Source organism: Pseudomonas pudica (assembly GCF_015680405.1).
In the GTDB taxonomy this organism is placed as follows: domain Bacteria; phylum Pseudomonadota; class Gammaproteobacteria; order Pseudomonadales; family Pseudomonadaceae; genus Aquipseudomonas; species Aquipseudomonas pudica.
Genome location: NZ_JADLJS010000003.1, coordinates 99,478 through 113,486 on the forward strand (window position 1 = coordinate 99,478; position 14,009 = coordinate 113,486).

Genomic DNA, 14,009 nt, shown 5'->3' on the forward strand with positions numbered 1-14,009 from the left:
GACCCCTGGCATTAAGCCTCCTCACACAAAAATAAACAGAGGAATTCAAAATGACCCTCGCAACCCAAGCACTGCCGGCCCGGCGTCGGTTCAGCGCGCTCATGGAATACGAAATTGGCGTAATCCCGCTGCCATATTTTCTCGGTATCGCCCTGATCGTTTTCCTTTCAGCTCATCTGGGCTATCTGCCCAAAACAATGATTGGTGGCCTAGCGGTCATCATGACCATGGGCATGCTGCTCGGACAGGTGGGTCAACGATTGCCTCTGCTCCGCGACATTGGTGGCGGGGCTATTTTGTGCCTCTTGCTCCCCTCTGTCCTGGTCTACTACGGGTTCTTCGGTAGCACCACGATCGATGCCACCAAAATGCTGATGAAGGACGCAAACTTCCTTTATTTTGTAATCGCAAGTCTAGTGGTAGGTAGCATCTTGGGGATGAACCGGACAATTCTTGTCCAAGGCATGATCCGAATGTTCGTTCCACTTGTAATCGGCACCCTGGCGGCAGTGGCGGTAGGTTTGGCTGTGGGCGTTAGTTTCGGCTACACCGTGCATCACACATTCTTCTATATCATTGTGCCAATTATCGGCGGTGGCATTGGTGAGGGCATCCTTCCCCTCTCGCTTGCATATTCGCACATCCTTGGCGGAACCCCGGAACAATACGTTGCACAGCTAGTTCCTGCCGCAGTCGTAGGCAACATAGTTGCAATCATCTGTGCCGGTACCTTGGCTCGCTGGGCAACTCGTAAGCCTAACCTGAATGGCGACGGCCAACTGATTCGCGCGCGTGAAGAGAATGACGCGTTCAAAGAAGAAGCTGAAGATGATAGCGCCATCGACTTCCGCTACATGGGAGCAGGTGTTCTACTCATCTGTGCCTTTTTCGTCTTGGGTGGTCTGCTCGAGAAAGTCGTGCATATCCCAGGCCCTGTGATGATGATTCTGGTAGCAGTAATCTTCAAATACATTCGCGTGTTACCTGAGAAGCTGGAGAAAGGCAGCAAGAAATTCTACAAGCTCATCTCCACTGCTTTCATCTGGCCTGTAATGATCGGACTTGGAATGCTCTACGTCCCTCTCGATAGCGTTGCAAGCGTGTTTTCTGTTGGTTACGTGATGGTCTGCGCTTCGGTAGTAATAGCGATGACTGCGGCGGGTTTCCTCATCGGCAACCTGTTGAAAATGTTCCCCGTTGAGTCTGCTATCGTAACCTGCTGCCACAGCGGCTTGGGCGGCACTGGCGACGTGGCAATCCTGTCCGCATGCAACCGCATGCAACTAATGCCGTTCGCTCAAATTTCGACTCGTATTGGCGGTGCAGCCACCGTAATCGGGGCCACCGTACTGCTGGGTATCTTCAGTTGAATAATCCCAGTCCCCTGGCTTAAGTTTTGCGCTCATGTCATCACCATCAGGCCACGCACCTGCATAGCGGTGGCATGAGCGTATCTAATGTGGTCACCTACCATTCACGCCCCAATGCCCCCATGGAAAGGCATTGCCTTTATCCCTCGCGACGGAATTTAGCCGCTCTCGGAAAGCTACAGTTGAGCCGATTACTGCCGCTGGCTGCCTAGGAGCGCTCGCCCCCAGGCTGTCATTTAAGACATCTCAGACCGTCCAAAAGCTGCCTTTTCAGGCAGACGACAACGCACCAGGTTCTGCCCTACTCCTCTGCATTGGCAAAGGTACCGACACCTTGCCGATCTCTGGCTCGTTCAGTGGTCGCTGACGAAGCACGATTCCAGCTGAAGATGCAGTAAAGAAAACCCGCCAAGACCAATCCAGCTATCCAGCTGACGTCTGCTCCAATCAGCTTCGCAAAGTAGCCCTCGAAGAATGAGAGTTTCATGAACGGAACGGTACCGATGATCGATACGGCATAAACGATCATGGTTTTCCGGTTCCAACGGCCATATCGACCTTGAGCATCGTAGAGATCATCGATGCTGTAGCTACCTCGCTGAACCACGTAGTAATCCACCAGGTTGATCGCGCTCCAGGGAATCAAGAGGTAGAGCTGGCCAATCAAAATGTCAGCGAAGAACGTGTCGAAGTGGTACTGGGTCTGAATAGCGATGACACAAGCCAGTACCGAGAGAACCGCCATCAGCAATGTTTTAGTGCCATGCCGCACATGCTGCAGCTTAGCGAAGCCACTGAAAATCGTTGTGGTGGACATGTAGGCGCTGTAAAGGCACAAAACGTTGTACTGAATGACGCCGAGCGCGACTATCAATAATGCGGCTTTCGCCCAAGGGCCAAACAGGTTGGCGATCGCAGTCCCTGGGTCGACATTAAGCGCGGATGGCACCACAGCAGCCAGGGTAGCCCCTAACGCCATCATCCCCAGAGAGCCTAGGGCGCAGCCAAAATAGGTCGTCCAGAACGTATCTTTGGTTCGGACGTCCGCTGGCAAGTAGCGGGAGTAATCTGCCACATAGGGGCCATAGCCCAGCGTCCAGGATGCAGCTTGTGCGATCACCAGATTGAACACCGGCATCGAGAAACCACCTGCATCGAAATGGATGGCCTCAGCAGAGCTCGCTCGGATCAAAATCAGTACCAAGGCAGCACCGAACACAATAGATGACAGCAAAGTCATCCACGCCCCCATGCGATGGATGAGCTCATAGCCAACGACTCCGATCAGGAACGTCGTGATGCCGACAATCAAGATCGCTTGGTTGTCCGAGACTGGGATCAGTGCCTTGAGCGGCTCTCGCATCAAGACGCCGCTGGCCGCCATGAACAGCACTGCGGCAGTCACCATCACCAACAGCGGGATAGCAGCTCCAAAGACGCCGAACTGGGCTCGGCTTTGGATCATCTGAGGCACACCCAGGTGCGGCCCTTGCGCCGAATGAGCTGCCATGAAGATGGTGCCCACCATGCAGCCAATCAATAAACCTGCGAGCGTCCACATCAGGCTCAGCCCTGAGGCCACACCCAATGTACCGACCATCAATGCTGTCACCTGCAGGTTTGAACTGAACCACACAGTGAACAACCGCCGTGGCCGACCATAACGCTCGTTGTGCGGTACGAATTCGATACTTCGCTTCTCGACTTTCATTTTATTGTCCTTATTTTCAGGCGAGCCTTTCCCCAGACAGGCATGGCCTGGCCGTTCAGACAACCCTTTCGAAGTGCCCCTTTCGGGGCAGGGTTACTTATTCAGAAAATGCTGGAACGCGTCGAAACCGGGTTTTCCATCAAGTGTCGTCACCCCATCAAACCAGGGCTTTACCTGTTCGGAGTTGGCTTTGAGCCAAGCAAACGCCGCGTCCCTTGGAGAAACTCGTTCCAGGATTGGCACCATCAGGTGGCTTACCTGATCGCTTTTGAAGGACAGGTTTTGTAGTAGCCGGCCAGAGTTGGGACAACGCTGTTCGTACCCATTGGCTGTCATCACCGAGACGGTCGCTGCGCCTTCGCCTGGGCCGAATACATCATCGCTTCCGGTGAGGTAGACCATGTCCAGCTGAAGGTTCATGGGATGTGGTTTCCAACCGAAGAACACTACCCACTCTTGCCTGCTCACGGCGCGCTTCACCGCCGTCAACATCCCCGCCTCACTCGATTCCATCAGAGTGAAACCTTTGAGACCAAACTGGTCGCTCTCGATCATTTTCGCGGTGATGCGGTTTGAGCCACTGCCAGGCTCGATGACGTAGATTTTGGAGTCGAGCTTGTCTTTGAATTTCGCGATGTCGCCAAAGGTGCGTAGTCCTGCATCGAACGCGTAACGCGGTACAGCGAAGGTGGACTGTGCATCGGGCAATGCTGCGGGAGCGAGTACCTGGATCTGCTGTTTTTGGATATAGGGAGAAGCAACCGGTTGCATGGTTGGCTGCCAATAACCCAGGAACGTATCCAGCTTTTTGTCAGCCAGGCCGGCGAGGATGATCTGCTGGGAAGCTGTTGTGAGCTTCACCTGGTAACCCAGCGACTCCATTGCGAGCTGAGCCATTGCAGAAGTCGCTACGGTATCCGACCAATTGGTCGATCCCAGTTTCACCATCTTGCACTCGGCTGGATCAGATGCCCAGCTGCCGCTACTCGACAGGGCACACACTGCCCCTGCAAGACCCAGTGCAATCCAGGATGGCGCACGTGGGCGCTTCTTAAGCCCTTGGAGATTGTTCATCATGGCGCCACCTGCGCTTTAACTTTCTCAAGGCCAGGCTGGCCATCCCATGTAGTCACCCCTGCTAACCAACCATCGAGCACCTGAGGGTTCTGCTTCAACCAGGCCCTGGCAGCCGCCTCCGGCTCCATCTTGTCGTAAAGGATGGAGCCCATGATTTGGTTCTCCATATCCAGGGTGAAGCTCAGGTTCTTGAGCAGTTGCCCAACGTTCGGACACTCTTCGGCGTAACCTTTACGAGTGCTGGTGTAGACCGTGGCATCGCCGAAATCAGGGCCGAAGTAGTCGTCGCCGCCAGTGAGGAACTTCATCTTGAAGCGGGTGTTCATCGGGTGTGGCTCCCACCCGAGATAGAGGATCGCCTGATTACGCCGCTGCGCACGCTCAACCTGTGCCAGCATGCCCGACTCGCTGGACGCCACCACCGTAAACCCAGCGTCCTTCAGGCCGAAAGCGTTATCACCGATGGCCTTGAGTACCGCATTGTTGCCGCCGTCGCCGGGCTCCAGGCCATAGATTTTTCCACCCAGCTCATTCTTGAATTTCGGGATGTCTGCAAAGTCCTTCAGCCCTTGATCCCATAAGGTCTGCGGAACAGCCAGTGTGTATTTGGCATGCTGCAGGTTGACCCGGATGATATCGATGGCACCGGCATCACGGTGCGGTTTGAGATCCGGCTCCATGGTTGGCAGCCAAGTGCCCAGGAATACATCCATGCTCTTACCGTCGGCCAGAGCCTTGAAAGTCAGCGGGACACCGACCAACGTAGATTTGGTTTGATAGCCAAGGCTTTTCAGCAGTGTGGTGGCGATGGCGGTAGTGGTTTGAATGTCAGTCCAGCCGGGATCGGACATCCGCACCAAGCGGCATTGAGGTGGCTCAGCTGCGTAGCTATTCGCAGACAGGGCCAAGGCGGAACAGAACATAACGCGCAGTGCATTTTTCATGACGCAAATCCTCTCTGTAGCAGCTATGGGGAGCGGCAGTTTTTTGTTATTCAGAGGCAACGCAGTCTTGTTGTTCTATGGGTGCAGCACAGATGCTTCAGCGACGAATGCCAATCACACGGCCGCAATAGCCCGGACGCGGCAGTGATCGATGAGATTCGTAAATCGCGCTGATTTTCGCTTCTACAGATGTGGCGAATTTAGCCGCACGCCCAGCCTCACTGGCGATGTTCATGAGCATCTGCTCACTGGCAGCCAAGAGTTCTCCGTCCTTGGGGCGATACAAGTGATGCACAATGTGCAGCCGCTTACTGTCATGGTCGATCACCTGGGTAAATACTTGCACCTCCTCCCCTAGCCGGGTTTCGCTCAGGTAGTTGATATGGGCCTCCAGCGTGTACAGCGTGTGGCCGTAAATGGCCCGGCCGTCGGCGTCGAGGCCGATGTGATCCATCAGCGCATCGGTGGCATGGCTGAACAGCAGGAAGTAGAAGGCATCGCGCAAATGCCCGTTGTAATCGATCCAGTCTTCGCCAATGGTGGCCTGGTGAATCAGCAGCAGGTTGTTCACGAGTAAATCCTTCCAGAAGTCATGGGCGCATTTCAGAGATCGAGAACGAGGCTTTCTGAGAGCGACCGGGAAACGCAGATCATCATCACGTCGTTCTTCTTGCGTTCGGCTGCTGTCAGCACACTGTCGCGATGGTCGGGGATACCATCCAGGACGCAAATTTCGCACGAGGCGCATGTCCCCTCCCGGCAAGAGCTCTCGACGCGAAGGCCGTTAGCCTCCAGTACCTGAAGAATGCTTTTGTCTGCAGGCACTTCGAACGACCTACCGCTCTTAGCCAGCTGAACAGTGAAGGCTTTATCTGCACCCGAGCTTTTCGGTTCCTTCGGCGTAAACCATTCGAAATGCACCTGCTCATCGGGAAAGCCGCTCGCTGCCGCTTCCACAGCAAGCATCAGAGGGGTAGGCCCGCAGGTGTAGAAGTGAACGTTGGACGGCTGCTGATCGATCGCGCCAGCGATATCGAACAATCCACCCGCCTCATCGTCAGCATGCAAGGTGACCCGATTGCCAAAAGCACGAAGCTCCTCAAGAAAGGCTGCACGCTGACGATTGCGCACCAGATAGAAGAGGTGCCAAGGACGCTTGTTGGCTTCGCACCACTGGATCATCGACCACACCGGTGTGATGCCGATACCGCCGGCAAAAAACACGAAACCTGGCGCGTCTTGCTCTAATGGGAAATGGTTTCGTGGTGGGCTGATCCTCAACGTGTCTCCCACGCGAAGCGATTGATGCACATGCCGGGAACCGCCACGACTGACGGACGAAAGGCCAACCCCAACGCAATAGCGGTGGTTCTCTCGTGAGTCGTTACACAGGGAATACTGGCGCACGATATCGCCAGGCAAATGCAGTTCGATATGGGCGCCGGGTTTGAAGGACGGCAGCGCATCACCCGAAGGAGAGCGCAACTCGATGACCATCACGCCTTTGGCTTCGGCGATCAGGTCGGTTATCTGTAGGGTCAATACGTCATCAGGCATGGCAAACCTCACGCAACGACAAACTGGCCCGAGACCGTATCCGTCTCGGGCCCAAACTCAACGGCGCCGCAGTGGCGCGGTTGCCTTCAACATGTGAGTGATCAGTTCATCCCGATTTGTCGCGAGAGAAGCCCAGCTGTTGGCCCCGGCTTCGTGATTAACGCCCTCCACGAGCATGGTGGCCGTTTCTGCATCAAGACGTGGGTCACCCAGGTCATCCCACCAGCCGTTGAAGCTGTCGGTGTATTTCTGGCAGAAGGAACTCAGGCCTTCCGACCCACCGCCCAGGTGGAACAGCATGGTTGGCCCCATTGCAGCCCAACGCAGACCTGGGCCCGCCCATACAGCCTTGTCGACATCTTCAACACTGGCGACACCGCTCTTGACCAGATGAATGGCCTCTCGCCACAGAGCGGCCTGCAGGCGGTTGGCGACATGTCCCTTCACCTCACGATTGACCCGGATGGTCACCTTGCCGACCAAGTCATAAAAGCGCTCAGCCTTCTCGACAACACCGGCAGCGGTCTTGTCATTGCCCATGACTTCTACCAGCGGGATGAGGTGCGGCGGGTTGAAGGGATGGCCGAGAATGAAGTGTGACGGATTCTTCCAACCCGCCTGCATCTCACCCAGGCGCAGGCCGGACGCGGACGAAGCTACGATGGCACCTGGCTTGAGGGATGCTTCCAGTTTGGCGAACAGATCGTGTTTGATCGCAATACGCTCCGGCACGCTTTCTTGCACGAAGTCAGCGTGCTCCACTGCACTCGCGACATCGCCATGGAAACTCAGCTGGCCCGGTTCGGCATTCGCCAGCCCCAGTTCACGGAGTGTCGGCCAGGCATTGTCGATGTAGCTACGAACATCAGCTTCCATGGTCGGCGACGGATCATAGACGGCAACGTTACGCCCGGACGCCAGGAACAGTGCGGCCCAGCTAGCACCGATGACACCGGCGCCAATCACCGCGACATTTTGAAATTCACTCATCAGAAAAACCTCGGTTGTAAGGGGGAAGCACTGGTCAGGCCGCCATCAACGACAAAGCACTGTCCTGTAATGAAACGCGCCGCGTCGGATGCCAACCACACCACCGTTTCGGCGATATCGTCAGGTTGTCCAAACCGGCCTGCTGGGTGACGGGCCAAAGCATCGGCTTTGGCCCTTTCAGGGTTTTCCGCCATGGCGAAGGCATCTTCGGCCATTGCAGTCATGATCCAGCCGGGGCATACGGCGTTACAGCGAACTCGTGGCCCGTGATCCACCGCAATCGAGCGCGTCAGCCCATGCACGAACGCTTTGGACGCGTTGTAGATCGCCATGGAGGGGTCAGCTGTTTGCCCTGAGATAGAGCCGAGGTTGATGATCGAACCCCCGCACTGAACCATGCTTGGCAGCACTGCCCGACACAGGTTGAAAGTGCCACGGGCGTTTATCCCCATGACCTCGTCCCAATCGGCATCGGTGGACTCCATCACCGTTTTTTCGATCTGTATCCCAGCGTTATTGACGAGAACGCCCACTCGACCAAAGCGCTGAACGGCGCGTTCGACGATGTAGGTGGCGTCATCCGATTTAGAGACATCAGCCTGTACCCACTCGACCGATGGATCCATGTGGCGAGGCCTGACTCCACGTCCGCAAGCCACGACCTGGCGACCTTGAGCAACAAACTTCTCGACGATCGCCAACCCAATTCCACGGCTGCCTCCTGTCACGATCACAGCGGATCTGTTCATGCTCAATCACCCGTGGGCCAGCATCACGTGACGAACACTCGTATACGCATCCAGCGCAAACACCGACATGTCGCAGCCGTGGCCCGAGCCCTTCATGGCCGCCCAAGGCATTTCTGGCGTTGCAACACCATGGGTGTTGACCCACGTGAAGCCATAACGCAAGCGGCTGCTGGCTTCCATTGCACGCCCACTGTCACGTGTCCACAGCGACGAGGCCAGGCCGTAACGGGTAGCGTTGGCGATAGCGACGGGGTCTTGATCCGGCGTGAACCGGGATACCGATATCACCGGCCCGAACATTTCCTGGGTGGCGATTTCGGCATGATGATCGACATCAGCGACTACAGTCGGGCTGTAGAAGAAGCCACCGCCAGGCTCGATCGATCCTCCAGTTACCACCTCAGCATAAGCCCGAGCACGGTCTACGAACCCGGCTACCCGTTGACGGTGCACCTCGGTCACGAGTGGCCCCATCTCTGTTCCGTGAGCCCTTGGTGCACCCACTTTGATTGTCGCCGCAGCTTCGGCAAGGGCACTGACGACGCGGTCATAGATCTTGCTGGCAACCAGCACCCTGCATGGCTGCGCGCAGTCCTGACCCGCATTGAAAAAAGCCGTGGCACGCAGAGTCGCGACCAGCTTATCGATGTCGGCATCCTCATAAACAATTACGGGGGCTTTACCGCCGAGCTCCACGTGAACCTGGCGCATCTGCTGCGCAGCCGCTCGCATGGCCGCACTTCCCGTTGCCGGCGAACCGGTGATGCTTACAGCCTCGATACCATCAGCGTTGATCAGGCGTGCCCCGGTCGAAGTACCAATCCCGTGCACGATATTGATCACACCTTTGGGTACTACATCCGCCAGTAACTGCCCCAGCCGCAGAGTCGATAGCGGTGTGACTTCCGAAGGCTTGAGTACCACACTGCACCCTGCTGCCAACGGCGCCGCCAACTTCCAAGCCGCCATCATCAGCGGATAGTTCCAGGGTGCGATGGCCGCCACTGGGCCGATCGGATCGCGACGAATCAGGCTGGTATGACCTGGTACGTATTCTCCGGCTGCCACACCAGCCATGGTGCGCGCAGCGCCTGCAAAGAAGCGAAAGGTGTCGAGGGTTAGCGGCATCTCATCGTCGAGTGCCGACGGCCAGGGCTTGCCTACGTTCTGGCTTTCAAGAGAGGCCAGCTCTTCAGCGTTTTCCTGAATTACCCCGGCGATGTCCTGCAAGAGAGCAGCACGCTGCGCTGGGGTAGTTTTCGAATAGGACTCGAACGCCTCATGAGCACTACGCACGGCGCTTCCCAACTGAGCATCGTCGGCCTGGCGAACATTGATGATCTCCTCGCCCGTGGACGGATCGATTACAGCCAGGGGCGCAGCGGCGCCTTCAACGAGCTCGCCGTTGATCAACATTTTGGTATGCATGGCGTATCCCCAATCACGAATCACAAGGTGATCTTGTCGCGACCCTTCAACCCAAGACGCGCTCGCGCTTCTTCAGGCGTGGCAACCTTGAGCCCGAGGTTTTCGACGATCGAACGGATCTTCAGCACTTGCTCGGCATTGCTTTTGGCCTTCTCACCGGCACCGATGAAGAGGCTGTCTTCCAGACCTACCCGCACGTTGCCGCCGAGCATTGCAGCCTGGGTGGCAAAGCTCATCTGGTTCTTGCCAGCGGCCAGCACCGACCATTCGTAGTCCTTCCCAAACAGCTTCTGCGCGACAGTGTGCATGTGCATCAGGTTGTCCAGGTCGGCGCCAACGCCACCGAGCACACCGAACACGATCTGGATGAGGAACGGTGGCTTGACCCAGCCCTGGTCGATCACCCACGCCAGGTTGTACAGGTGGCCCAGGTCGTAACATTCAAACTCGAACCGGGTGCCGTGGCCCTCGCCCAGCTCTTTGACGATGTATTCGATGTCGGCGAAGGTGTTGCGGAAGATAAAATCGCGGGTACTGTCGAGGAAGGCCGGCTCCCAGTCATGCTTCCAGTTGGAATACTTGGCCTTCATTGGAAAGATGCCGAAGTTCATCGACCCCACGTTCAGCGAAGCCATCTCAGGGCTGACAGCCAGTGCCGCTCGCAGGCGTTCCTCGCGGGTCATGCCCAGGCCGCCACCGGTGGATACGTTCAGCACTGCATCGCTCTGACGGTGGATTTGCCCCATGAAATCCTGGAACAGCTCGGGGCGAGGATCTGGCTTGCCGGTCTCGGGGTTGCGGGCATGTAGATGGATAATCGAGGCGCCAGCGTTGGCGGCTTCGATAGACGAATCAGCAATTTCCTGCGGAGTGATTGGCAGGTATTCCGACATGGTCGGAGTGTGTACGCCACCGGTAGTGGCGCAGGTAATGATCACGGATTTTGGCATGGCAAGGCTCACAATTTCATTTGTTGTACTTGGGCGGTCAGGCCACCATCGAGAATCCACAACTGGCCGCTGGCATAGCGGGCCTCATCACTGGCCAACCAGTAAACGAGGTTGGCGACGTCAGCTGGCGTGCCGTAGCGCCGCGTCGGATGCACATCGCGCACCGCGCTTTCGAGACTGGCGATGTCGCCGTGATCCTGGAAAAAACTACGAAGCATCGGTGTATCGATGTAACCGGGACATACCGCGTTGACCCGTATACCTTCAGGGCCGTGATCGCACGCCATGGCACGCGTCAGTGCATGTACCGCTCCCTTGCTTGCGCAGTAGGCCGCCAGACCAGGGTCAGCAATGAATCCGTCGTAGGAACCGAAATTGATGACGCTGGCTCCAGTGCTTTCGCGCAATAACGGCAAGGCGTATTTACTGACCAGAAAAGTGCCGGTGACGTTGACTGCGAACACCCTGTTCCAAACCTCAAGGCTGGTGTGCTCGATGGTGTGCTCCACTTCAATACCGGCAGCGTTTACCAGTACATCGAGCCGTCCCTGTTCCCCAGTCACTTGGTGCATGACAGTCTGCACTTGAGCCTCATCGCCAACATTCAGCTGCACCGGTACTGCGCCCGGCACTGGCTGCTTTTGCGAAAGATCGGCGGCATAAACCACAGCCCCTTCCTTCAGCAAGCGCTCGCATACAGCCCTGCCAATGCCGCCTGTGCCACCGGTAACCAAAGCGACCTTTCCCTTCAGGCCGCCGCTGCTCATGGCTTCACACTGCGTGCGTAAGCGTCGAGAACCAGACCGTGGAAGTGGTGCAGTGCATGCTCGGATTTACCAGAGCCATTCGGGTCAGTGACGATTCGCCCCTGATCGAATGCGGGGGTTTGCATCCCGCGCTGGACGTTCTCGACCAGCGAGATGTCTTCCACCTGGAGCACCTCATCGAGATAACGAATGGCTTCTTTTTCCATGTCGTCTGGCTCAGGTGTTTCCAGGAAGAAGTCGTAGGTTTCGAAGGTGCGATCAGGGCCCACTGGCACGATGTTCAGGACGATCATCGAGCTACGACCTGGGTAACGCATCAAGCAGGTGTTAGGCCATAGCCACCACACTGCGTGGGTGCGCACGCTGGCCTTGGATACGTCGTAGGCCGAGTTCTGCCCCTTGCCGGCCTCTGCCATGTGGCTTGAGTAGATACCGTGCGTCTCCACCTTGTAGGTGTCCATATCGACCAAGGTGCAGAAGTCTTTGTGAGCTGTCGGGCAGTGGTAGCACTCCAGGAAATTATCGACAACGTTCTTCCAGTTCGACTTGATCTCGTAGGTAAGCCGGTGGGCGAAGGTGAGCTTCTCGATGTCCGGTGCCCAATTCAGTATTTCCTTTGCCAGGTCTCCAGATTGCTGATGAAGCGGAGCGGCCTGCGGGTCGAGATTGACGTAGACGAAGCCACAGAACTCTTCGACCTGGACTGGGGAGAGGTGGATCTCTTCCTTGTTGAAGTCCTTCAATCCGCCAACATGCGGCGCTGCGACGAGGCTCCCGTTTAGGCCGTAGCACCAGGAATGATAAGGACAGACAATCCGGCGAGTCTTGCCCTCCCCTTGCAGCACCGGATGAGCACGGTGCTTGCAGACGTTGTAGAAGGCACGGAGCGTACCGTCCTGGTCACGAACTACAGCGATAGGATGCCCCGCAATATCTACTGTCGTGTAGCTACCAGGCTCGCGAACTTTCTCAACGTGACAGACCCACTGCCAGCTTTTCGCGATGATGGCCTGCTGATCGAGGCGGAACCACTCAGGGTCTACATACGCTTCAGCGCGCAACGAGTGAGAGACTAGAGGATCCGGATCGTAGCCCTGTTTGATCGATTCGAATTGACGAGGATGCAACAACTCAGACATGTCAACGGCCCTTTTATTATCACGAGCCGGGGGGGTGGCTCGCTCTGTGGCGTTGATAGTGGGCTGGTTGGATAACGGAGAATTTTCATATTTCGCCGATTTATTTGTTAATTTCGTCGGCGTCGTTTTTGGATAAGTAGAGGCAATTCGCGACAGAAATTATCGATCTTTACCGGCCTGATGCATTGGCCAGGCGCGGTAGTTGAAAGGCACGCGGCCCTCTTGCCTATCTTGCCGGGGCGTCAAACCGAAGCGTTCCCGATAGATCTTGCAAAAATGTGACTGATTGGGAAAACCTGAAGCGACCCCCACCTTGGTCAACGCCAGGCTCGTCTGGGTTACCAGACCACGGGCACGATCCAGCCGAATATCGCGGTAGTACAGCGCTGGCGTCTTATGGGTGACATCACGGAACAAACGGTCTAGTTGGCGCTGCGAGATGCCGACTCGCTCGCTGATCTCAGGAATGCTGATGACCTCTTCGAGGTGGGTTTCCATCAGCTTGATTGCGTGCATGACCGCTGGAGGAATGGTTTGTCCCAAAGGCTGATGGTCTTGAGGATTCTGCTGGGTATTGCCAGGGCGAAATTGTTGGTGGAACACATAACGGGCTGCCTCGTTGGAGACGGTTTCACCGTGCATCGTACGAATGAGTTGCAAAGCGGTGTCGGTTGCCGCGGCTCCACCACAACACGTGAACCGGTTGTCATCGAAGACATACAAGTCCTCGACGATTTTAACGTCAGGGTAAAGCTCTATCAGTGCATCTATGTGCTCGTAGTGCCCCGTTGCGCGACGCCCCGAAAGCAAACCCGCCTCTGCCAGCAAAAATGTACCGGTATCGATCGCGCCAAGCATGCAGCCTTTGGCAGCCCATCCTCTCAATAAGCCTTGCAAACGAGGACTGTGGAATTTCTCCGGCGTCCAGCTACAGGACACCACCACGAGATCCCAATTCTGATTCCGCACCTTGGCCAGTGACTGAGTAAACAAGTCCATGCCGTTGGATGCCCGGACGCCTCCTCCATCGAGCGAGGCGAACTCCCAGTAGTAATGGGTCTCCCCACTCAGGTAGTCAGCTGCACGAAATGGATCGACGAATGCGGAGGTGGCAGCAGCGTTGAAGTAGGGAAAGACGATGACTAGAAACCTGAACACACACATCTCCAATCGGGGGTTGCCGCTTAATCATACGCAGGATAAATGTAAATCGCCTTCCCCTGGTTCGGAGCAACTCATCCAAGACCATCCCGCGCTCAGCTTTACATTTCCAATCGCTAGCGAGCTGCGTAACCCGCACTGAAAGCTCACAAAAAAACCACTGCCC

Annotated in this window: 13 protein-coding genes; 1 reads left to right on the forward strand and 12 read right to left on the reverse strand. The window is 56.4% G+C overall.

The features are described from left to right. Positions 1-50: 50 nt before the first annotated feature. The gene (locus IRZ77_RS03540) at positions 51-1,370 is read left to right on the forward strand and encodes a 2-hydroxycarboxylate transporter family protein (RefSeq protein ID WP_196172914.1); all 1,320 of its coding nucleotides are present in this window, start codon (positions 51-53) and stop codon (positions 1,368-1,370) included. Between the two features lie 301 nt (positions 1,371-1,671). On the opposite strand, the gene IRZ77_RS03545 is transcribed toward IRZ77_RS03540, so the two are convergent. From IRZ77_RS03545 to IRZ77_RS03600, 12 genes are all read right to left on the reverse strand, one after another. Next, a complete protein-coding gene (locus IRZ77_RS03545; protein ID WP_196172916.1) occupies positions 1,672-3,081 on the reverse strand; it encodes a purine-cytosine permease family protein in 1,410 nt (469 codons plus the stop codon). A gap of 93 nt (positions 3,082-3,174) precedes the next feature. Beyond that, positions 3,175-4,155 (reverse strand): choline ABC transporter substrate-binding protein, encoded by a 981-nt coding sequence (gene choX / locus IRZ77_RS03550; protein ID WP_196172996.1) that lies wholly within the window; start codon positions 4,153-4,155, stop codon positions 3,175-3,177. Then, entirely contained in the window at positions 4,155-5,102 is a 948-nt protein-coding gene (choX, locus tag IRZ77_RS03555) for a choline ABC transporter substrate-binding protein (protein ID WP_196172918.1), read from the reverse strand. Before choX (IRZ77_RS03555) ends, choX (IRZ77_RS03550) begins: the two co-directional genes overlap by 1 nt. A 97-nt stretch (positions 5,103-5,199) precedes the next feature. Next, positions 5,200-5,673, reverse strand: a complete 474-nt coding sequence (locus IRZ77_RS03560) for a thioesterase family protein (RefSeq protein ID WP_196172920.1) — start codon at positions 5,671-5,673, stop codon at positions 5,200-5,202. Positions 5,674-5,705: 32 nt separating this feature from the next. Continuing rightward, positions 5,706-6,659: a PDR/VanB family oxidoreductase gene (locus IRZ77_RS03565; protein WP_196172921.1), complete on the reverse strand. Its 954-nt coding sequence runs from the start codon at positions 6,657-6,659 to the stop codon at positions 5,706-5,708. 57 nt (positions 6,660-6,716) lie between these two features. Then, the gene (locus IRZ77_RS03570) at positions 6,717-7,649 is read right to left on the reverse strand and encodes a 3-hydroxyacyl-CoA dehydrogenase NAD-binding domain-containing protein (RefSeq protein ID WP_065862934.1); all 933 of its coding nucleotides are present in this window, start codon (positions 7,647-7,649) and stop codon (positions 6,717-6,719) included. After that, on the reverse strand, positions 7,649-8,398 hold the full coding sequence (locus IRZ77_RS03575) for an SDR family NAD(P)-dependent oxidoreductase (protein WP_196172923.1): 750 nt from the start codon (positions 8,396-8,398) through the stop codon (positions 7,649-7,651). Before IRZ77_RS03575 ends, IRZ77_RS03570 begins: the two co-directional genes overlap by 1 nt. A 6-nt stretch (positions 8,399-8,404) precedes the next feature. Continuing rightward, positions 8,405-9,826: an aminobutyraldehyde dehydrogenase gene (locus IRZ77_RS03580; RefSeq protein ID WP_196172924.1), complete on the reverse strand. Its 1,422-nt coding sequence runs from the start codon at positions 9,824-9,826 to the stop codon at positions 8,405-8,407. 20 nt (positions 9,827-9,846) lie between these two features. Then, positions 9,847-10,776, reverse strand: coding sequence for a BKACE family enzyme (locus IRZ77_RS03585; protein WP_196172925.1), 930 nt, complete (start codon positions 10,774-10,776; stop codon positions 9,847-9,849). An 8-nt stretch (positions 10,777-10,784) separates the two neighbouring features. Further along, positions 10,785-11,543 (reverse strand): SDR family NAD(P)-dependent oxidoreductase, encoded by a 759-nt coding sequence (locus IRZ77_RS03590; protein ID WP_196172926.1) that lies wholly within the window; start codon positions 11,541-11,543, stop codon positions 10,785-10,787. Then, positions 11,540-12,682, reverse strand: coding sequence for an aromatic ring-hydroxylating oxygenase subunit alpha (locus IRZ77_RS03595; RefSeq protein ID WP_196172927.1), 1,143 nt, complete (start codon positions 12,680-12,682; stop codon positions 11,540-11,542). The genes IRZ77_RS03590 and IRZ77_RS03595 overlap by 4 nt, the downstream gene beginning before the upstream one ends. 159 nt (positions 12,683-12,841) lie before the next feature. Beyond that, the gene (locus tag IRZ77_RS03600; RefSeq protein ID WP_196172928.1) at positions 12,842-13,846 is read right to left on the reverse strand and encodes a GlxA family transcriptional regulator; all 1,005 of its coding nucleotides are present in this window, start codon (positions 13,844-13,846) and stop codon (positions 12,842-12,844) included. Positions 13,847-14,009: the final 163 nt, after the last annotated feature.